General features: G+C 74.7%; 17 protein-coding genes. 6 read left to right on the forward strand and 11 right to left on the reverse strand.

Annotated elements, in window-relative coordinates; translation table 11 throughout:
- Positions 1–3: 3 nt before the first annotated feature.
- The gene (locus tag ACFYNX_RS14950) at positions 4–1,014 is read right to left on the reverse strand and encodes a zinc-binding dehydrogenase (RefSeq protein WP_388661696.1); all 1,011 of its coding nucleotides are present in this window, start codon (positions 1,012–1,014) and stop codon (positions 4–6) included.
- A 242-nt stretch (positions 1,015–1,256) separates the two neighbouring features.
- A complete protein-coding gene (locus ACFYNX_RS14955) occupies positions 1,257–2,420 on the reverse strand; it encodes an NAD(P)-binding protein (protein WP_388661697.1) in 1,164 nt (387 codons plus the stop codon).
- A 112-nt stretch (positions 2,421–2,532) separates the two neighbouring features.
- Here ACFYNX_RS14955 and ACFYNX_RS14960 point away from each other — a divergent pair, with 112 nt between their 5' ends.
- Positions 2,533–3,222, forward strand: coding sequence for a pentapeptide repeat-containing protein (locus ACFYNX_RS14960; RefSeq protein ID WP_388661699.1), 690 nt, complete (start codon positions 2,533–2,535; stop codon positions 3,220–3,222).
- A gap of 55 nt (positions 3,223–3,277) precedes the next feature.
- On the opposite strand, the gene ACFYNX_RS14965 is transcribed toward ACFYNX_RS14960, so the two are convergent.
- The 4 genes from ACFYNX_RS14965 to ACFYNX_RS14980 form a co-directional block, all read right to left on the reverse strand.
- The gene (locus tag ACFYNX_RS14965; protein WP_388661701.1) at positions 3,278–3,778 is read right to left on the reverse strand and encodes a hypothetical protein; all 501 of its coding nucleotides are present in this window, start codon (positions 3,776–3,778) and stop codon (positions 3,278–3,280) included.
- Between the two features lie 105 nt (positions 3,779–3,883).
- Positions 3,884–5,101 carry an FAD-dependent monooxygenase gene (locus ACFYNX_RS14970; protein ID WP_388661703.1) on the reverse strand — a complete coding sequence of 406 codons (1,218 nt, stop codon included), beginning with the start codon at positions 5,099–5,101 and terminating at the stop codon, positions 3,884–3,886.
- 116 nt (positions 5,102–5,217) lie between these two features.
- Positions 5,218–5,841 (reverse strand): response regulator, encoded by a 624-nt coding sequence (locus ACFYNX_RS14975; protein ID WP_388661705.1) that lies wholly within the window; start codon positions 5,839–5,841, stop codon positions 5,218–5,220.
- Positions 5,842–5,896: 55 nt separating this feature from the next.
- Entirely contained in the window at positions 5,897–7,048 is a 1,152-nt protein-coding gene (locus ACFYNX_RS14980; protein ID WP_388661707.1) for a sensor histidine kinase, read from the reverse strand.
- A 302-nt stretch (positions 7,049–7,350) separates the two neighbouring features.
- On the opposite strand from ACFYNX_RS14980, the gene ACFYNX_RS14985 reads away from it, so the two are divergent.
- Positions 7,351–7,890 (forward strand): heme-binding protein, encoded by a 540-nt coding sequence (locus ACFYNX_RS14985; RefSeq protein ID WP_388661709.1) that lies wholly within the window; start codon positions 7,351–7,353, stop codon positions 7,888–7,890.
- Between the two features lie 95 nt (positions 7,891–7,985).
- On the forward strand, positions 7,986–9,392 hold the full coding sequence (locus tag ACFYNX_RS14990) for a M1 family metallopeptidase (protein ID WP_388661711.1): 1,407 nt from the start codon (positions 7,986–7,988) through the stop codon (positions 9,390–9,392).
- 131 nt (positions 9,393–9,523) lie between these two features.
- Here ACFYNX_RS14990 and ACFYNX_RS14995 read toward each other — a convergent pair whose 3' ends face one another.
- Positions 9,524–10,099: a TerD family protein gene (locus tag ACFYNX_RS14995; RefSeq protein WP_030221799.1), complete on the reverse strand. Its 576-nt coding sequence runs from the start codon at positions 10,097–10,099 to the stop codon at positions 9,524–9,526.
- Positions 10,100–10,215: 116 nt separating this feature from the next.
- Between ACFYNX_RS14995 and arfB the strand changes: the two genes are divergently transcribed.
- A complete protein-coding gene (arfB, locus tag ACFYNX_RS15000; RefSeq protein WP_053643594.1) occupies positions 10,216–10,653 on the forward strand; it encodes an alternative ribosome rescue aminoacyl-tRNA hydrolase ArfB in 438 nt (145 codons plus the stop codon).
- A 28-nt stretch (positions 10,654–10,681) separates the two neighbouring features.
- Here the strand turns inward: arfB and ACFYNX_RS15005 are convergent, their stop codons facing one another.
- Positions 10,682–11,284, reverse strand: coding sequence for a flavin reductase family protein (locus ACFYNX_RS15005; protein WP_388662546.1), 603 nt, complete (start codon positions 11,282–11,284; stop codon positions 10,682–10,684).
- A gap of 239 nt (positions 11,285–11,523) precedes the next feature.
- Here ACFYNX_RS15005 and cdgB point away from each other — a divergent pair, with 239 nt between their 5' ends.
- Both cdgB and ACFYNX_RS15015 read left to right on the forward strand, forming a co-directional pair.
- Positions 11,524–13,224: a diguanylate cyclase CdgB gene (cdgB, locus tag ACFYNX_RS15010; protein ID WP_365542747.1), complete on the forward strand. Its 1,701-nt coding sequence runs from the start codon at positions 11,524–11,526 to the stop codon at positions 13,222–13,224.
- 108 nt (positions 13,225–13,332) lie between these two features.
- Positions 13,333–14,316 (forward strand): carbohydrate-binding protein, encoded by a 984-nt coding sequence (locus tag ACFYNX_RS15015; protein WP_388661714.1) that lies wholly within the window; start codon positions 13,333–13,335, stop codon positions 14,314–14,316.
- Between the two features lie 32 nt (positions 14,317–14,348).
- Here the strand turns inward: ACFYNX_RS15015 and ACFYNX_RS15020 are convergent, their stop codons facing one another.
- The 3 genes from ACFYNX_RS15020 to ACFYNX_RS15030 all read right to left on the reverse strand — a co-directional run bounded on the left by ACFYNX_RS15020 (position 14,349) and on the right by ACFYNX_RS15030 (position 17,495).
- Positions 14,349–15,269, reverse strand: a complete 921-nt coding sequence (locus ACFYNX_RS15020) for a 1-phosphofructokinase family hexose kinase (protein WP_388661716.1) — start codon at positions 15,267–15,269, stop codon at positions 14,349–14,351.
- Between the two features lie 121 nt (positions 15,270–15,390).
- Positions 15,391–16,545: an N-acetylglucosamine-6-phosphate deacetylase gene (nagA, locus tag ACFYNX_RS15025; protein WP_388661718.1), complete on the reverse strand. Its 1,155-nt coding sequence runs from the start codon at positions 16,543–16,545 to the stop codon at positions 15,391–15,393.
- Entirely contained in the window at positions 16,545–17,495 is a 951-nt protein-coding gene (locus ACFYNX_RS15030) for an ROK family protein (protein ID WP_125658088.1), read from the reverse strand. Before ACFYNX_RS15030 ends, nagA begins: the two co-directional genes overlap by 1 nt.
- Between the last annotated feature and the right edge of the window lie 87 nt (positions 17,496–17,582).

Raw genomic sequence — 17,582 nt, forward strand, 5'->3', positions numbered from 1 at the left:
CCCCTACGGGACCAGGACCACCTTGCCCGTCGTGCCCCGGTTCTCCAGGGCGCGGTGGGCCCGTGCCGCCTCCGCGAGGGGGAAGCGGTGGACCGCCGGGCGGAGGGTGCCGGCGGCCGCCTCCGCGAGGGCGGCGAGTTCGAGGTGGCGGACGTCGCCGCCCGCCTTCCGGATCATCACCGGGCCGAGGACGGACTCCGAGGTGATGCCCCGCTCGGCCAGCTCCTCGGGGGTGAAGGTGAGCGGCTCGCCGTCGTGGAGGCCGGCCCCGGACCAGCCGAAGACGAGGTGCTGCCCGCCCTCGCCGAGGAGGTCCACGGCGGCGCGGCCGGTGTCGCCGCCGACCGAGTCGAAGACGACCGTGGCCGCACGCCCGCCGAGGGGCCCGGCCAGGTAGGCGCGGACCTCCTCCGGCCAGTCCGGCTCCAGGTAGTCGACGGCCAGGTCGGCGCCGTTCTCCCGGACCAGGGCGGTCTTCGCGGGCCCGCCCGCGAGGCCGACGACGGTGGCGCCGGCGTTCTTGGCGTACTGGACGAGCAGGGTGCCGATGCCGCCGGCCGCGGCGGGGACGATCGCGACCGAGCCGGTTCCGAGTTCGGTGAATTGGAGGATGCCCAGGGTCGTGCGCCCGGTGCCGATCATGGCGACGGCCTCCGCCTCGCCGAGGAGGCCGGGCAGGGCGTGGAGCCGGGCGGCGTCGGTGACGGCGAGCTCCGCGTACCCCCCGGGGACCATGCCGAGGTGGGCGACGACCCGCCGGCCGAGCCAGGACGGGTCGGTGCCCTCCCCGAGTGCGTCGACCGTGCCGGCGACCTCGCGGCCGGGGATCGTGGGCAGTTCGGCGGGGGCCGGGAAGGGGCCCGGGGCGCCCTCCCGGAGCGCGGTGTCGAGGAGGTGCACCCCGGCCGCCGCGACCCGGACGCGGACCTGCCCGGGGCCCGGGACGGGGTCGGGCACCTCCTCGTACGCGAGGTTCTCGGCGGGTCCGAAGGCGTGGAGGCGGACGGCGTGCATGACGGTTCCCCTGTCGTCGTACGGAGCGTGGTCCGGGCGGCCACGGGGAAAGCCTCCGACCTCGAGCGCGCTTGAGGTCAAGGCCGCGGGGGATCGGTGCGCCGTCCCGTGACCCGCGGGGGATCAGCGCGTCCCGTGACCCTCGGGGGTCAGTGCGTCCCGTGACCCTCGGGGGTCAGTGCGTCCCGTGACCCTCGGGGGGTCAGTGCGTCCCGTACGGGATCAGTACGTTCCGTACGGGATCAGCGCGTCCCGTACGCGAGCCGCTCCGCGCGCAGCGCCAGCGACACCGCCTCGACCGCGCTCGTGAACGACACCTCCGACAGGACGCCCGGCGCCGCGACCTGGTCGCCCACCAGGTACACCCCGTCGCCCCGGTCGACGGCCGGGCGGTCGCGCCAGGTGGTGCCGGGGCGGTCCACCGCTCCCGTACGCCCCCGGGAGAGCGCATCGCGCCGCCACACCGTCCGCTCGCGCCAACCGGGGAAGCCGAGGTCGAGGAGCCGTTCCGCGTGGGCGACCCCGTCCGCCCTGCCCGCGTCGGGCCCGACGGGCAACTGGGCCTGGAGGAGCTGCTGCCCGGCGGGGGCGAGCGAGGGGTCCTGCGCGGTGAACCGCTCGATCCAGCCGGGCGCGTCCAGGTCGGAGACGACGAACGGGTCCCCCTTCCGGGTCCGCAGCGCCAGGTCGACCAGGACCGTGCGGCCGCTCTCCCAGGTCAGCGAGGGGTCGCCGAGGAGCCGGGCGGCGGCGGGCAGGGCGGTGGCGACGATCACCGGGCCGCCACCGGCGGGCAGCGCGTCGATACGGGACGAGGTCTCGATCCGTACGCCCAGCTCCCGGGCCCGGTCCGCCATCCGCCCGATCAGCGCGCCCCAGCCGCCCCGGACGTAGTGCGCCTCGGGCGGCAGGGCGGCGGCCCGGTGCAGCCGCTCCTGCACGAAGCGGGCGGAGAGCGCGCCGGGGTCGTGGTGGAAGAGCGCGACCCCGCTGTACGCGGCGGCGACGCGGGCGGTCCGCGGGCCCGCGAGCCCGGTGGCCCAGGTGCGGAAGTCGGCGTCGACGGGGGCGTTCCGGGCGGTGCGGAGGGACTGGCGGAGCAGGCCGGGCGGCGGGACGCGGCGGAGGGCGCCGCCGCGGTGGAAGCGGAAGCGGAGGCCCTCGGCGGGCGGCAGCGGGGCGAGCGGTCCGAGGAGCCCGCGCTGCTTCAGCCAGGTCCAGTGCGGGCCGCCGCTGTAGAGCGCGTGCGGGCCGTCGTTCGTGCGGTACGGGCCCTCGGCGGTGCGCGCCCGGCCGCCGGGGGCCCGGTGGGCCTCGTACAGGGTCACGGCGGTGCCGGCCTCGGCGGCGGTGACCGCCGCGGTCAGTCCGGCGAAGCCGCCGCCGACGATCGTGAGCTTCCGCATGACGCTCTCCCTACGTTCTCGGGCTCGTTCCCGGGTCCTGTACGGGGGACGGGGCGCGGGGCCGTGTTCGTGACACGGGGGCGTTGTCAGTGGCGTACCTCACCATGGGGGGATGGCGAACCAGGGCGCGAGGGCGGCGACGCGGAAGAAGAAGGCGCCGGGGGCCCGGCGGCCGGAGGTGCGGCTGCCGCCCCTGGAGCCGTACGGGGGCGGTCTGGAGGCGGACGGGGACTACGACGGCCTGGAGCTGTCCGGGCTCGACCTGTCCGGGCAGTCGGGGGAGGGGGCCCGGTTCCTGGACTGCGCGCTGCGGGAGTGCGGCCTCGACGGGGCGCGGCTGACGAGCGCGCGGTTCCTGGACTCGGTCCTGAGCGGGGTGCGGGGGGTGGGGACGGACCTGGCGGGGGCGCAACTGCGGGACGTGGAGGTCGTGGAGGCGCGGCTCGGCGGGACGCAACTGCACGGCGCCGTCCTGGAGCGGGTCGTGGTCCGGGGCGGCAAGATCGACTACCTGAACCTGCGGTCCGCGAAGCTGAAGGACGTCGTCTTCGAGGGGTGCGTGCTGAGCGAGCCGGACTTCGGGGGCGCGGTCCTCGAACGGGTCGAGTTCGTGGACTGCGCCCTGACCGGGGCCGACTTCTCGGGGGCGCGACTGCGGGACGTGGACCTGAGGGGCGTCCAGCGCCTGGAGATCGCGCGCGGGGTGGAGTCCCTGGCGGGGGCCGTGATCTCGACGTCCCAGCTCTTCGACCTGGCGCCGGTGCTCGCGGCGCAGATGGGGGTGCGGGTGGAGGAGGGCTAGGGATGCCTTGTCGACCGGGCCGGACCGGGGTCGGGCAGGTGGCCCTGGTCCGCGGTCACGGCAGGCGGGGGAAGCGGGCCTGGAGGGACCAGACGGCCGGGTTGTCGGCGAGGCCCTCGTGCATGTCGGTGAGGTCCGCGATCAGGTCGTGCAGGAAGTCGCGGGCCTCGCGGCGCAGTTCGGCGTGGCCGAAGGTCACCGGCGGCTCGTCGCCCGGCATCCAGTCGGCCTCGACGTCCACCCAGCCGAAGCGGCGCTCGAACAGCATCCGGTCCGTGGACTCGGTGAAGTCGAGCTCCGCGTACTGCGGCTGCGCGGCCCGGCTCCCGCGCGGGTCCCGGTCGAGCCGCTCGACGATGTCGCAGAGCGCCCACGCGAAGTCGAGCACCGGCACCCACCCCCAGGCCGTGGACACCTCCCGGTCGGACTCGGTGTCCGCGAGGTACACGTCCCCGCAGAACAGGTCGTGCCGCAGCGCGTGGACGTCCGCGCGGCGGTAGTCGGTCTGCGGGGGGTCGGGGAAGCGACGCGAGAGGGAGTAGCCGATGTCGAGCACGGGGTCGATGGTGTCACGGCTCCGGACCTCGCGGTCCCGGGCCTCACGGCTCCGGGCCTCGCGGCTCCGGACTTCGTGGTCCCGGGCCCGGTCCGTACGGGGAGCTCAGCGGCCGCGTCCGTGCACCGCCCTCGCCACCCGGGGGCCCAGCCAGCGCTTGAGGCGGCGGAGGGGTTCCAGGGAGCCGGCGGCGCGGTCGAGGCGGTAGTAGAGCTGGGGCGGGACGTGGGGCATCAGGGGCGAGTGGCGCTGGCCGAGCAGGGCGAACATGCGGGCCGGCTCCAGGCTCATGTAGCGGGGCAGGTTCTCGTACCAGCGGGCGCTGTAGCGGGCGGCGCTCTGGGCGGCGACGAGTTCGGCGCGGCGCCGCTTCCCGTACAGGGTCAGGGCCGTGTCGAGGTCCTGGAGCGAGCCGGGGGCGTCCAGGGCGTCCGCGAGGGCGAGCGCGTCCTCCAGGGCCAGGGTGGTGCCCGCGCCGATCGAGTAGTGCGTGGTGTGGGCGGCGTCCCCGAGGAGGACCAGGTTGCCCCGGTGCCAGACGCGGTTGGTGAGGGTGCGGAAGGCGAGCCACTGGGCGGGCTCCCCGGCCCGGTCCCGGCCGATCAGCTCGTGCCCGTCGAGCAGGTCGTGGAAGAGCTTCTCCAGGAGGTTCAGGCTGTCGGCCTCGCCGAGCGCGTCCAGGCCCAGGCCGGTCCAGGTCTCCGGGGAGCACTCGACGACGCAGGTGGAGCGCTCGCCGCTGAAGCCGTAGGCGTAGCACCAGATCCAGCCGTGCCCGGTCTCCTTGAAGGCGAAGCTGAACGAGTCGAAGACCTTGGTCGTGCCGAGCCAGACGTACCGGTTGCGGCCGCTCGTGACCTCGCTGCCGAAGTGGTCCGCGTACGCCTCGCGCAGCGCGCTGTTCACCCCGTCGGCGGCGACGACCAGGTCCGCGTCCGCGAGCTCGGGCGCGTCCGGGCCGCTCACGCCGTGCTCGAACTCGATCCGCACGCCCAGGTCGCGGGCGCGGTCCGCGAGCAGCGCCAGCATCCGCCGGCGCCCGATGCCGAAGCCCGCGTCGCCCCGGTGGACGGTCCGCTCGTCGCGGACGATCGCGACCCCGTCGGTCCAGGTCACGGACGCGTCGGCGACGGCCCGCGCGGACTCCGGGTCGCCCGCGCGCAGCTTGCCGAGCAGCCCGGCCCAGTACGTGACGCCCCAGCCGTACGTGGAGCCCTCCGGGTTCCGCTCGTACACCGTGATCTCGTGCGACGGGTTCCGCCGCTTCAGCAGGACCGAGAGGTAGAGGCCGGCGGGACCGCCGCCGACGATCGCGAGCTTCACGTGCGCTCCACTGGGACTGGTTCGTGACACCGTGCGGTGGGGGAGTAACGTACGGTAGCAGTGGAGGGAGAGGGGTGGGGGCAAAGACCGTACGAAGGCGTACGGAAGGGGAGTTCCTACGGCAGCAGCCTGCGCTCCTTCGCCACCGCCACCGCGCCCGCCCGCGTGTCCACGCCGAGCTTGGCGTAGATCCGGCCCAGGTGGGTCTTCACCGTCGCCTCGCTGATGAACAGGGCCCGCGCGATCTCGCGGTTGCCGAGGCCGCGCCCGAGCTGCCCGAGGATGTCCCGCTCCCGGTCGGTGAGGCTCGGGGCCGCCGCGCCCCGCATCCGGTCCATGACCCGGCCGGCGACCGGCGGCGAGAGGGCCGTGCGGCCCTGCGCGGCCGCGTGGACGGCCGCGAACAGCTCCTCCGGCCGCTCGGCCTTCAGGAGGTAGCCGGTGGCGCCCGCCTCGATCGCCCGTGTGATGTCGGCGTCCGTGTCGTACGTGGTGAGGACGAGGACGTGGACGCCGGTGGGCGCGATCCGGCGGGTCGCCTCCACGCCGTCGATGCCGGACCCGAGCTGGAGGTCCATGAGGACGACGTCCGGCCTCAGCTTCGCCGCCAGGGCGACGGCCTCCTCGCCGCTGCCCGCCTCGCCCACGACGTCGATGTCGGGGGTGCTGCCGAGGAGGGCGAGCAGCCCGGCGCGGACCACCGCGTGGTCGTCGCAGAGCAGGATCCGTACGGAGGGCATCACGACTCCAGGGAGAGCGGGAGGGGCGGGGGCAGGGAGGGGAGCGGCAGGGGCGTCACGGCTCCGGGTCCAGCGGGATCGCGGCGGAGAGCACCGTGCCCTCGCCCGGGACGGACTCGACGGCCAGGGTGCCACCGAGCTGCTCGGCCCGCACCCGCATCGCGGGCAGCCCGTGGCCGCGCACCCCGCCCGGCCGGTCCGCCGGGTCGAAGCCGCGCCCGTCGTCGGCGACGTCCAGGACCACCTGGTCGTCGAGGTACGTCAGGGTCACGGCGGCCGAGGCCGCGCCCGCGTGCTCGCGGATGTTCGCCAGGGCGCCCTGCGCGATCCGCAGCAGCGCCGACTGCGCCCGGTCGGGCAGCGCCACCGGCGCCCCGTCGACCCGGAACGCCGCCGACTCCCGGGCGGCGAGCCCCCGCAGGGCCTCCTCCAGGCCGCCGCCCTCCGCCAGATCGGCCGGCGCGAGGTCGTGGACGAAGCGGCGGGCCTCCGCGAGGTTGCGCTCGGCGATGGACGCGGCGGTACGGACGTGCCGGCGGGCCGTCTCCGGGTCGCCGTCCCAGGTGCGGTCCGCCGCCTGGAGCAGCATCCGCTGGCTGGACAGGCCCTGCGCCAGGGTGTCGTGGATCTCCATGGAGAGCCGCTGCCGCTCGGCGAGCGTCCCCTCGCGGCGCTCGGTCGCGGCCAGCTCGCGCCGGGTGCGGATCAGGTCGTCGATCAGGGCCCGCTGGCGCGCCGCCTGCCGGTCCGCGTACACGAACACCCCGGTGGCCAGGGCGGCGACGGCCGGCGGGGCGACGATCAGGTTCGGGTCCCAGCCGCCGTGCGCGAGCCGGACCTGCGCGAAGACCACGAAGGCGGTGAGCAGGGCGACCAGGCCGAGCGCGGCGCGCGGCGGGAGGGTGCGCAGGCCCGTGTAGAAGAGCGGCACCGCGCACCAGGCGAAGCTGGGCGCGAGGACGACGAGGAGCACCCAGACGGCGACGACCGTGCCCAGCCAGGCGATCCGGCGCGGAGTGGCGCGGGTTCCGATGACGGGGCCGAGGAGGTAGAGGGAGGCGAGGGCGCCGGTGAGGGCGACGATCCAGGGGCTGCGGGCCTCCCAGTCGTGCCGCAGCAGGAAGCGGGCGAGCGAGGCGCCGAGCAGCAGGAAGAACGTGGTGTGCATGATCCGCGCCAGCCGGCGGGCGTCCGGGTCCTGCTCCATGTCGTGGTCCTTCTGGTCCGCTCGCTGTTCCGACCTGCGCACACCCCTTCATCCTGGCCCGGTGGGACCGGTCCGGCATCAGCCGATCGGCTGACCCGGCCGTCCACCGGTCCGCGCCCGGAGGGCAGCCGGACCGTGGACCGGGAGGCCCCGGGAGCGGCCACAGGATGGATGACGGAGCGAGACGGACGCACGGACCGCCCGGCCCGGGGCCCCGCGCCCTCCCTCGCCCCCCTCACCCCACGAACCACTCGTCCCACGGCCCCCTCGTCCCACGGACCACTCATCCCACGGAGCTCTCCATGAAGAAGATCCTCTTCGGCGCCACCGCCGCCGCCGTCATCGCCGCCGGCACCTTCGGCGTGGTCTCCGCGAACGCCTCCTCCCCGGCCGCCGCCCCCGCCGCCGCCGTCCGCGCCGACGCCTCGAACGGCAACCTCCAGCAGTCGACGCACCTGACGGTCGAGGCCGCGACGAAGGCCGCGCAGGCCGCCCTGAAGGCCGCCGAGAAGGAGAACCAGCGCGTCTCGGTCGCCGTCGTCGACCGCAACGGCACCACGATCGTCACCCTGCGCGGCGACGGCGCCGGCCCGCAGTCCTACGAGTCGGCCGTGAAGAAGGCGTACACCGCCGTCTCCTGGAACGCCCCGACCTCCGAGCTGGCCAAGCGCCTGACCAACGCCCCCACGCTCAAGGACATCCCGAACACCCTCTTCCTCGCCGGCGGCGCCCCCGTCACCGCCAAGGGCGCCCCCGTCGCGGGCATCGGCGTCGCCGGCGCCCCCTCCGGCGACCTCGACGAGAAGTTCGCCCGGGCCGGCGTCGCCTCCCTCGGCCGGTAAGGCCGCGCCGCCCCCGATCGGCGGTGGCGCCCGGACCCCCGCCGGGCTCCACCGTCTTTTCCGTACGAACCCTCCCGTCTGCTTACGATCGGTGCGTGACACACCTTCACCGGACCCGGACCGGAGCCGCCGCCGCCCTCGTCGCCCTCGTGGTGCTCGCGGGCGGCTGCACCGGCGCCACCGGCGGGGTCCGGGGCACCCCGGGGGCCGCCGGGCTCCGCGACCCGTACTTCCCGAAGCTCGGGAACGGCGGCTACGACGTGGGGCACTACGCCCTCTCCCTGGCGTACGACCCGGACACCGGGCGGCTCGACGGCACCGCCGAGATCACCGCCCGCGCCACCCAGGACCTCAGCGCCTTCAACCTCGACCTGTCGGGGCTCACGGTCGGCGGCGCGAGCGTGGACGGCGTCCCCGCCGCGTACAACCGGGCCGGGGGCGAGCTGACGCTCCGCCCGCGCGAGGAGATCCGGAAGGGCGCGGAGTTCCGCGCCACCGTCACGTACGCGGGCGTGCCCGAGCCGCTCGTGGACGCGGACGGCTCCGAGGAGGGCTGGCTGCGCGACGACGACGGCGGCGGGGTCGTCGCGGTCGGCGAACCGGCCGGCTCCACGACCTGGTTCCCCGGCAACCACCACCCCTCCGACAAGGCCGCGTACGACATCGCCCTCACCGTCCCCGCCGGGACCGACGCCTTCGCCAACGGCGTCGGGACCGAGCGGCGGACGGAGGAGGACGGCCGCGTCACCACCGTGTGGCACACGTCCGAACCGATGGCGAGCTACCTCGCGACGGTCGCGATCGGGCGGTACGAGACGGGGACGGCGACCGCCCTCGGCACCGTGCCCGTGCTGACCGCCGCCGAGCCGGAGGTCGCCGCGGAGAGCGCCGCGCTGCGGGCCGAGGTCCCGGCGGTCCTCGCCCGGCAGGTGCGACGCTTCGGCCCGTACCCCTTCTCGGCGGCCGGGGCGGTCGTCACGGAGGACGGGACCCTCGGCTACGCCCTGGAGACCCAGACCCGGCCCGTCTTCCCGGCCTCCTCCTTCGACCGGACGACCCTCGTCCACGAGCTGGCCCACCAGTGGTTCGGCAACTCGGTGACGCCAGCCACCTGGCGCGACCTGTGGCTGAACGAGGGCTTCGCGACGTACGCGGAGTGGCTGTACGCGGAGGAGTACGGGGACGTCCCCGCCCGCACCGCCTTCGAGCGGGCCTTCCGGGAGAAGGCCAACTGGGCCTTCCCGCCGGCCGCCCCGCCCGCCGCCGGGAACCTCTTCGACCCGCCGGTCTACCAGCGGGGCGCGATGGTCCTGCACAAGCTGCGCGAGACGGTCGGGGACGAGACCTTCGACGAGATCCTGCGCGGCTGGCCCGAGGAGCGCCGCCACGCCAACGCCACCACCGCCGACTTCACCGCCTACGCGGAGGAGACGGCGGGGGAGGACCTCGACGACCTGTGGGACGTCTGGCTGTACGGCGACGAGAGGCCCGACGGCCCTTAGGACCCGTCCGTCAGCTCCTTGCGCAGCACCACCAGGGCCTCGGGGGCGAGGGCTTCGGCGATCGCGCGGCAAGGGGAGAGCCCCGGCGGGGGTCCGCCGGGGCTCTCGGGATCAGCGGTCCGCCGCGTCCGTCAGAGGTTGACGCCGAAGTCGCGGGCGATGCCCTCCAGGCCCGAGGCGTAGCCCTGGCCGACGGCGCGGAACTTCCACTCCGCGCCGTTGCGGTACAGCTCGCCGAAGACCATGGCGGTCTCGGTGGCGGCGTCCTCGGAGAGGTCGTAGCGGGCGAGCTCGGCGCCGCCGGCCTGGTTCACGATGCGGATGTACGCGTTGCGGACCTGGCCGAAGTTCTGCGAGCGGGAGACCGCGTCGTAGATGGAGACCGGGAAGACGATCTTGTCGACGTTCGGCGGGAGGGCCGCGAGGTTGACGTTGATCTGCTCGTCGTCGCCGCCGCCCTCGCCGGTGCGGTTGTCACCGGTGTGGACGATGGTCTGGTCCGGCGTCGACTTGTTGTTGAAGAAGACGAAGTGGGCGTCGGAGGCGACCTTCCCGGCGGCGTCCACGCCGATCGCCGAGGCGTCGAGGTCGAAGTCGGTGCCGGTGGTGGTGCGGACGTCCCAGCCGAGGCCCACGGTGACGGCGGCGAGGCCCGGGGCCTCCTTGGTCAGGGAGACGTTGCCGCCCTTGGACAGGCTCACAGCCATGGAAAGTCCCTTTCATCGTGGTGTCGTCGTCTGGAGGAACGCGCGCGGCCCCCCGGCGGTTCCCGTTCCGGTCCGGACGGAAATGAGGATGACTCCGACGGCCCGGTACGGGGAACATGGGGGGCATGTCCGGTCCGTATCCCATCCGCGGCTCCGTCTCGCTCCCCGAGGCCGAGCTCCAGTGGCGTTTCTCGCGTTCGTCGGGCCCGGGCGGACAGCACGTCAACACCAGCGACTCGCGGGTCGAGCTCCGCTTCGACCTCGCGGCCACCGACGCGCTCCCCGAGGTGTGGAAGGCCCGCGCCCTGGAGCGCCTCGCCTCCCGCCTGGTCGACGGCGTCGTGACCGTACGGGCCTCGGAGCACCGCTCGCAGTGGCGCAACCGGGAGACGGCGGCGGTCCGCCTGGCCGCCCTCCTCGCCGAGGCGACGGCCCCGCCGCCGAAGCCCCGCCGGCCCACGAAGATCCCGCGCGGCATCAACGAGCGGCGGCTGCGGGAGAAGAAGCAGCGCTCGGAGACCAAGCGCACCCGGCAGTCCCGCGACTGGGGCTGACCGGCCGCCGACGGGTCGTGCCCGGCCGTCAGCCCAGGTGCCGGTACTTCCCCTGGAAGTACGTCAGGGGCCCGCTGCCGTCCGCCGGGGACACCCCCGCCGTCAGGACCCGCCCCACCACGAGCGTGTGGTCGCCGGCCACGACGCGGTTCTCGGTGCGGCACTCCAGGACCGAGAGCGCGCCGCCCACGAGCGGGGCGCCGCTCGCCCCGCCGCGCGTGTACGGCAGGTCGGCGAAGAGGAGCCGGTCGCTGACGCGGTTCTTCATCGAGAAGCGCCCGGCGACGTGCCGCTGGTTCTCGGAGAGGATCGAGACCGCCCAGACGGGGACCTCGGCGAGCAGGTCGTCCATGCGGGAGCCGTTGCGGAGGCTGATCAGGACCAGGGGCGGGTCGAGGGAGACCGACGCGAAGGCGGTGGCCGTCATGCCGACGTCCTCGCCGCGCGGGCCGTCGTCGGGGTCGTGCGCGGTCACCAGGACCACGCCCGACGCGAGGCGGGACATCGCCGCCCGGAACTCTTCGTTGCTCACCCCCTCAGCATGGGGGATCGCCAGGTCGGTCACGGGGGGCGGGGAGGTGGTCTTCTGCAGCACCCTCCCGACGCTAGGACGGCTCCCCGGGGGCCGCATCGGGCGCGGGGACCAGCCCTCCACCCCCGCCGGTCCTAGGACCCCGCCGGAAGCCCGGCCGACCCGCCATGACCTGCTGTGACTTGAGTCACAGCGGCCAGTATTTGCTGACCCTGTGTACCGGGTGCGCAGCTCACTGTGATTCAGTGGCAAGAACAGTCCACAGTCACACGCGAACGTGCAACAGGAAGCCGATCAGAACCCTGGAGTTGCTGTCGAGGTCTCGGGGAGAGCGAGCGATGGAGACCGAGTCGGAGCCCTACGTCCGTCTCTCGACCCTGCGGCAACTGCACCAGGTCGTGACGGACCTCAACACCGCCCGCAGCCTGGCGGACACCCTGCAGACCGTCGCGGACGGCGTGGTCGCCGGTCTCAACTACGAACTCGCCTGCGTCAACCTCGTGCGCCCCGACGGTGACCTCGTCGTCGCCGCCTTCGCCGGAAGCTCCGCCGCCGAGGCCCTGATCACCGGCCGGGTCGGCTCCCGCGCCTCCTGGGATCGCCGCCTCTCCATGGGACAGGCCTGGGGCGACCTGCGGTTCATACCGCACACGGAGGGATGGGTCCTCATGGAGGACGACGTCCCCCAGTGGCACACCGACGGCCCGGCGCCCCGCTTCGAGGACGAGTGGCACCCGCACGACCGGCTCTACGCCCCGATGTACTCCCCCGCGCTCGGCTCCGCCCGCGCGGGAGGACCCCCACCGGGCTCCCGCCGCGAGCTCCTCGGGGTCATATCCGTCGACCGCCCGCGCAACGGCCGGCACCCCGGCCCCTGGGGCCAGGAGGCGCTCCAGATGTACGCCTCGCAGTCGGCCATCGCCATCAGCAACGCCCGCCTCCGCTCCAACATGCAGCGGGCCCTGGTCCGGCTCGAACGGGAGCAGCAGGCCCTGCGCGCCAGCGAGGAGTCCTTCCGGCAGGCCTTCGAGTACGCCCCCTCCGGCATGGCCATCGCCGAGATGGGCGGCGACCAGCACGGCCGGCTCCTGCGCACCAACGACGCCCTGTGCCGGCTCCTCGGCCGGCCCGCCTCCGTGATGCGCCGCTACTCCTTCGCCGACCTCGTCCACCCCGAGGACATCGGCACCCTGCTGCGGACCTCCGCCGAGGGTGGCCGGGCCGAGCTGCGGCTCGCCCGCCGCGACGGCACCTACGTCTGGGTCTCCCTGCGGAACTCGGTGGTCGCCGACACCGCCGACGGCCCCCGCTTCCTCCTCACCCACGTCGAGGACATCGAGGAGCGCAAGCGCCACGAGCTCCAGCTCGCCCACCGCGCCTCGCACGACGCCCTCACCGGCCTGCCCAACAGCGCCGAGCTGCGCTCCCGGCTCTCCGCGCGCCTCTGCGAGCGCCCGGCGGACGCCCCGGGCGCGTACGGCGACGGCTACGGGTACGGGCCGCCCGGCGCCGGTGCCGGCTACGAGCCGTACGAGCACGAACACGAGCACGGCTTCGGCTTCGAGCCGGCGGGCGGCGCGGGGCCGTACGACCACCACGTCCACATGGTGGCGCCCCCGGGCGGCGAGACCGACGACGGCACCAAGGGGCTCGCGGTCCTCTTCTGCGACCTCGACGGCTTCAAGTCGATCAACGACCGCTTCGGGCACCACACCGGCGACGCCGTCCTCATCGAGGTGGCCCGGCGGCTCACCACCGGCGTGCGGGACGGGGACACCGTCGCCCGGCTCGGCGGCGACGAGTTCGTCGTCCTCGCCGACGGCCTCGGCGCGGCCGACGCCGCCGACCTGGCCGTACGCCTCCGCAACGCGATCATCCCGCCCATCCGGGTGGACGGCCGGGCGGTCCGCGTCGGGGCCAGTTTCGGCATCGGCTGGGCCGAGTGCGGGATGTCCGTGGAAGAGGTCCTGAACTCCGCCGACCAGCGCATGTACGTGGAGAAACGCTCCCGTGCCAAGGTCCAGCGCCGGGCCGGCTGACGTGTGGGTCCCCTCTCACCGGGTCAAGGGTCCGAGTCGGGGAATGGCCCGTTCGGGGTAGGCTCGGCCGGTCGGCGACGGCTGGCGAGCATGGAGAGGATGACCCGGATGGCTGCCGGTAACGACGGCTCGAACAAGCCCGAGGACGACGATCCGTTCGGCTACCTGTACGAGGACGGACAGGCGGCGGGCGCGCAGCCCCCGCAGGGCGGCGGCTACGGCTACCCCGGTCCCGGTCCCGCTCAGCCGGGTGTGCCCCGGACCTCGTACAACCAGGTCAGAACGGTCGGCGACCGCCGCCAGTACGGCGGCCAGCAGCACGCGCAGCCGTACGTGCCGCCGCAGCAGCAGGCGCCGTACGGGCAGCCGCACGCGCAGTACGCCGCGCCCGAGACCTACGGCGCCCAGCCGCCCCGCCAGACCCCGCCGCCGGCCCCGCAGCGCGGCGGCTCCGGCCGGGGCCCCAACACCAAGGGCCTGCTGATCGGCGCGGTCGCGGTCGTCGCGGTCGTGGTGGTCGGCATCGCGGCGGCGGTGCTCACGAACAAGGACAAGGGCACCGGGGACGACAAGGCCGGCGGCACCACGCCCGCCCCGACGGCGTCCTCCCGGCCGTCGGAGACGCCGAGCGGCGAGCCGAGTTCGGCCTCGCCGACCCCCGCGGACCTGCCCAGGCAGGACGCGGCCACGCTCCAGCTCGGCGGCCCGGCCAAGCTCGACACGGCCGTGAAGGGCGCGAAGGGCCCGGGCGGCGCCTACGTGGTCTTCAACGGCGAGGGCGGCTCCGCGAGCTGGACCGTGGACGTGCCGGACACCGGGGACTACACCCTCCGGATCGTCTACAGCGTGCCCGGCAAGGACGCGAAGACCTCGCTGACGGTCAACGGCGAGAAGCCCCGCGAGATCAACATGGCCAACTGGGCGAAGGCTCCCGAGGGCGACTGGGAGAAGGGCTGGACCTACACCTACGCCTACGTGAAGCTCAACAAGGGATCGAGCAACTCGCTCAAGATCTCCTGCGAGCCGGGCAACTCCTGCGACGCGATCCTGGACCAGGTCTACCTGGAGGCCGGGAAGACCGGCAAGGGCTGACCCGAACCGGCGAGGACCCGTCCGAGGAGGCCCTAAGGGGCCTCCTCGGTCACTTTCACCCGCCCCAGCAGCTCCTCGTACGCCCCCGCGTCGAACTCTCCCGCCACCGGCGAGAGGACCGTCGCCGCAGAGAGGGCGACCGCGCGGGTGAGGCGGTCCGGCCAGGGGGTCCCGTCGACCAGGCCGGAGAGCAGGCCGGCGACGGCCGAGTCGCCCGCGCCCGTGGGGTTGCCCCGGACGGGGGCCGGCGGGGTCGCGCGCCAGAGGCCCTCGGGGGTGGCGGCGAGCAGGCCCTCGGGGCCGAGGGACGAGACCACCGCGTGGGCGCCCCGGCGGCGCGCGTCGAGGGTGGCCCGGCGGGGTTCGCGGGCGCCGGTGAGCTGGGCGAGCTCGTCCGCGTTGGGCTTGACCAGGTCGGGGCGGGCGGCGATGCCCCGCCGCAGCGGTTCGCCGCTGGTGTCGAGCAGGACGGGCACGGCGGCGGCGCGGGCCAGCCGGACGAGTTCCGCGTACGCGCCGACGTGGACGCCCGGCGGCAGGCTGCCGCAGAGGGCGACGGCCCCGGCGCCGTCGAGGAGCGCCGTGAAGCGGGCGCGGAAGGCCTCCCACTCGGCGGGCGCGACGGTCGGGCCCGGCTCGTTGAGCTGGGTGGTGTCGCCGGTGGCGGCGTCGACGACCGCGACGGTGCGCCGGGTGGCGCCGGCCGTCTCGACCAGCTCGTCCCGGACCGGGGTCGCCGCGAGCCGGTCCCGCAGGACGGCCCCGGTGGCGCCGCCCGCGAAGCCGGTGGCGACCGTCTCGTACCCGAGGGCGGCGAGGACCCGGGCCACGTTGAGCCCCTTGCCGCCGGGGCGCTCGATCACCTGTGTGACCCGGTGGGAGGCGTGCGGGGTGAGGGCGGGGACCCGGTAGGTCAGGTCCAGCGCCGTGTTGAGGGTGACCGTCACGATCACCTGCCCACCCCCGTACTTCCTGTGAAGACCTTGGAACGTACGTTCCGACGGCCCCTGATCATGCCAAAGGAAAGGCGGCAGGCCCAGACCCCGGCCCGCCGCCCTTGCCCATGACCCCTGATCAGACGGCCGCGGCGACCGCCGGTTCGACGACCCAGGCGCCCTTGCGCATGACGCCCCGCAGGGTGAAGTCGGCGTCGAGGACGACGAGGTCGGCGTCCTTGCCGGGCTCCAGGGAGCCGACCCGGTCGTACACGCCGAGGAGGCGGGCCGGGTTGGCGGAGACGGCCTGGACGACCGACTCGACGGGCAGGCCGTCGACGGTGACGGAGCGCTTGAAGGCGCGGTCCAGGGTGAGGGTGGAGCCGGCGATGGAGCCGCCCTCGACGAGCCGGGCGACGCTGTCCTTCACCTCGACCTCCAGGGTGCCGAGCATGTAGCGGCCGTCGCCGAAGCCGGCGGCGTCCATGGCGTCGGTGATGAGGGCGACGCGCTCGGCCCCGGCGTGGTGGAAGGCCAGCTCCAGGGCGGCGGGGTGCAGGTGGGTGCCGTCGTTGATGAGCTCGACGGTGATCCGCTCGTCCTCCAGGAGGGCCGCGATCGGGCCGGGCGCGCGGTGGCCGAGGGCGGGCATCGCGTTGTAGAGGTGGGTGGCGACGGTGGCGCCCGCGTCGATGGCCGCGACGGTCTGCTCGTACGTGGCGTCGGTGTGGCCGATGGCGGCGATCACGCCGTGGTCGGCGAGGAGGCGCACGGAGTCGAGGCCGCCGGGCAGCTCGGTGGCGAGGGTGACCATCGTGGCCCGGCCGCGCGCGGCGTCGACCAGTTTGCGGACCTCGGCCGGGTCCGGGTAGCGCAGGAGCGTCTCGTCGTGGGCGCCCTTGCGGCAGGGGGAGATGAACGGGCCCTCGAAGTGGATGCCGGCGATCTCGCCCTGCTCGGCCAGCTCGGAGAGGAGCCCGGCCCGCTCGGAGAGGAAGTCCATGTCGCCGGTGACGAGCGAGGCGGCGGTGGTGGTGGTGCCGTGCAGGCGGTGGGTGTGGACTCCCTTGAGGACCTCCTCGGCGGTGCCGGAGGTGAAGGACGCGCCGCCGCCGCCGTGGTTGTGCGTGTCGACGAAGCCGGGGACGAGCCAGTGGCCCGTCAGGTCGATGCGCTCGGCGTCCTCCGGGGCGCTGCCCACGATGCGGCCGCCGTCGACGATCACGCGTCCGTTCTCGACGATCCCGGTGGGCAGCACGACGTGTGCGCCGGTGAGAACCTTGTGATCGGCCATCAGGCGGAAACCTCCGAGTCGGTGGGGCGCTGGGCGGCGAGCAGGTCCCAGGCGAGGAGGCCCGCGCCCAGGCAACCGGCGGTGTCCCCGAGGGCCGCCGGGACGATGGCGGGCAGCTTCTGGAACGTGACTCGCTCCTCCACCGCGGCCCTGAGTGGTGTGAACAAGGTTTCCCCGGCCTCGGCGAGACCGCCACCGATGATGAGCGTGCGGGGGTCCAGGAGGGTGAGCGCGGTGACCAGGCCGTCGGCGAGGGCGTCGACGGCGTCCTGCCAGATCCGTACGGCGGTGGGGTCGCCGGACTCGACGGCCTTGGCGCAGTCGGCGGCGTCGGCCTCCGGGTCGCCGCCGGCCTCGGCCCAGGCGAGGGAGACGGCGGAGGCGGAGGCGTACCGCTCCAGGCAGCCGCGCTGGCCGCAGCCGCAGGCGGTGCCGCCGGGGCGGACGACGATGTGGCCGATCTCGCCGGCGTAGCCGTGGGCGCCGGCCTCGATGCGGTCGCCGATGCCGATGGCGCCGGCGATGCCGGTGCCGAGGGGCACGAAGAGGAAGCGGTCGGCGCCGTTGCCCGCGCCGATGCGGCCCTCGGCGAGGCCGCCGGTGCGCACGTCGTGGCCGAGGGCGACGGGGATGCCGTCGAGGCGGCGGCTGAGGAGTTCGCGCATGGGAACGTCGCGCCAGCCGAGGTTGGCGGCGTAGACGGCGATGCCGTTCTCGGCGTCGACGATTCCGGGGACGGCGACTCCGGCGGCCGCGGCGGGCTCTCCGTACCGCTCCTGGCCGAGGAGGCGGAGGTCCTCCGCGAAGCCGAGGATCGTCTCGACCACGGCCTCGGGGCCCCGGTCGCGCCCGGTGGCGCGGCGGGCCTCGTGCAGCAGGGTGCCGTCCGCCCCGACGAGGGCGGCCTTCATGCCGGTGCCGCCCACATCCAGGGCGATGACGTGTCTCACGGGGCATAGTCTGGCCGCCGCAGGGCAAAAGGTCTAGTCCACTGCCGAGGATTGTTGCGTACGGATACAAATTCGATTACCGCCGCG

This window comes from Streptomyces sp. NPDC007872 (assembly GCF_042868165.1).
Taxonomy (GTDB): Bacteria; Actinomycetota; Actinomycetes; order Streptomycetales; family Streptomycetaceae; genus Streptomyces.

What these genes read in the sequence shown, in the direction of transcription:
- ACFYNX_RS14950 (WP_388661696.1), bottom strand. Translation starts at nt 1,014, where the DNA reads ATGCACGCCGTCCGCCTCCACGCCTTCGGACCCGCCGAGAACCTCGCG.
- ACFYNX_RS14955 (WP_388661697.1), bottom strand. Translation starts at nt 2,420, where the DNA reads ATGCGGAAGCTCACGATCGTCGGCGGCGGCTTCGCCGGACTGACCGCG.
- ACFYNX_RS14960 (WP_388661699.1), top strand. Translation starts at nt 2,533, where the DNA reads ATGGCGAACCAGGGCGCGAGGGCGGCGACGCGGAAGAAGAAGGCGCCG.
- ACFYNX_RS14975 (WP_388661705.1), bottom strand. Translation starts at nt 5,841, where the DNA reads ATGCCCTCCGTACGGATCCTGCTCTGCGACGACCACGCGGTGGTCCGC.
- ACFYNX_RS14980 (WP_388661707.1), bottom strand. Translation starts at nt 7,048, where the DNA reads ATGGAGCAGGACCCGGACGCCCGCCGGCTGGCGCGGATCATGCACACC.
- ACFYNX_RS14985 (WP_388661709.1), top strand. Translation starts at nt 7,351, where the DNA reads ATGAAGAAGATCCTCTTCGGCGCCACCGCCGCCGCCGTCATCGCCGCC.
- ACFYNX_RS14995 (WP_030221799.1), bottom strand. Translation starts at nt 10,099, where the DNA reads ATGGCTGTGAGCCTGTCCAAGGGCGGCAACGTCTCCCTGACCAAGGAG.
- arfB (WP_053643594.1), top strand. Translation starts at nt 10,216, where the DNA reads ATGGGGGGCATGTCCGGTCCGTATCCCATCCGCGGCTCCGTCTCGCTC.
- ACFYNX_RS15005 (WP_388662546.1), bottom strand. Translation starts at nt 11,284, where the DNA reads ATGCGGCCCCCGGGGAGCCGTCCTAGCGTCGGGAGGGTGCTGCAGAAG.
- cdgB (WP_365542747.1), top strand. Translation starts at nt 11,524, where the DNA reads ATGGAGACCGAGTCGGAGCCCTACGTCCGTCTCTCGACCCTGCGGCAA.
- ACFYNX_RS15015 (WP_388661714.1), top strand. Translation starts at nt 13,333, where the DNA reads ATGGCTGCCGGTAACGACGGCTCGAACAAGCCCGAGGACGACGATCCG.
- nagA (WP_388661718.1), bottom strand. Translation starts at nt 16,545, where the DNA reads ATGGCCGATCACAAGGTTCTCACCGGCGCACACGTCGTGCTGCCCACC.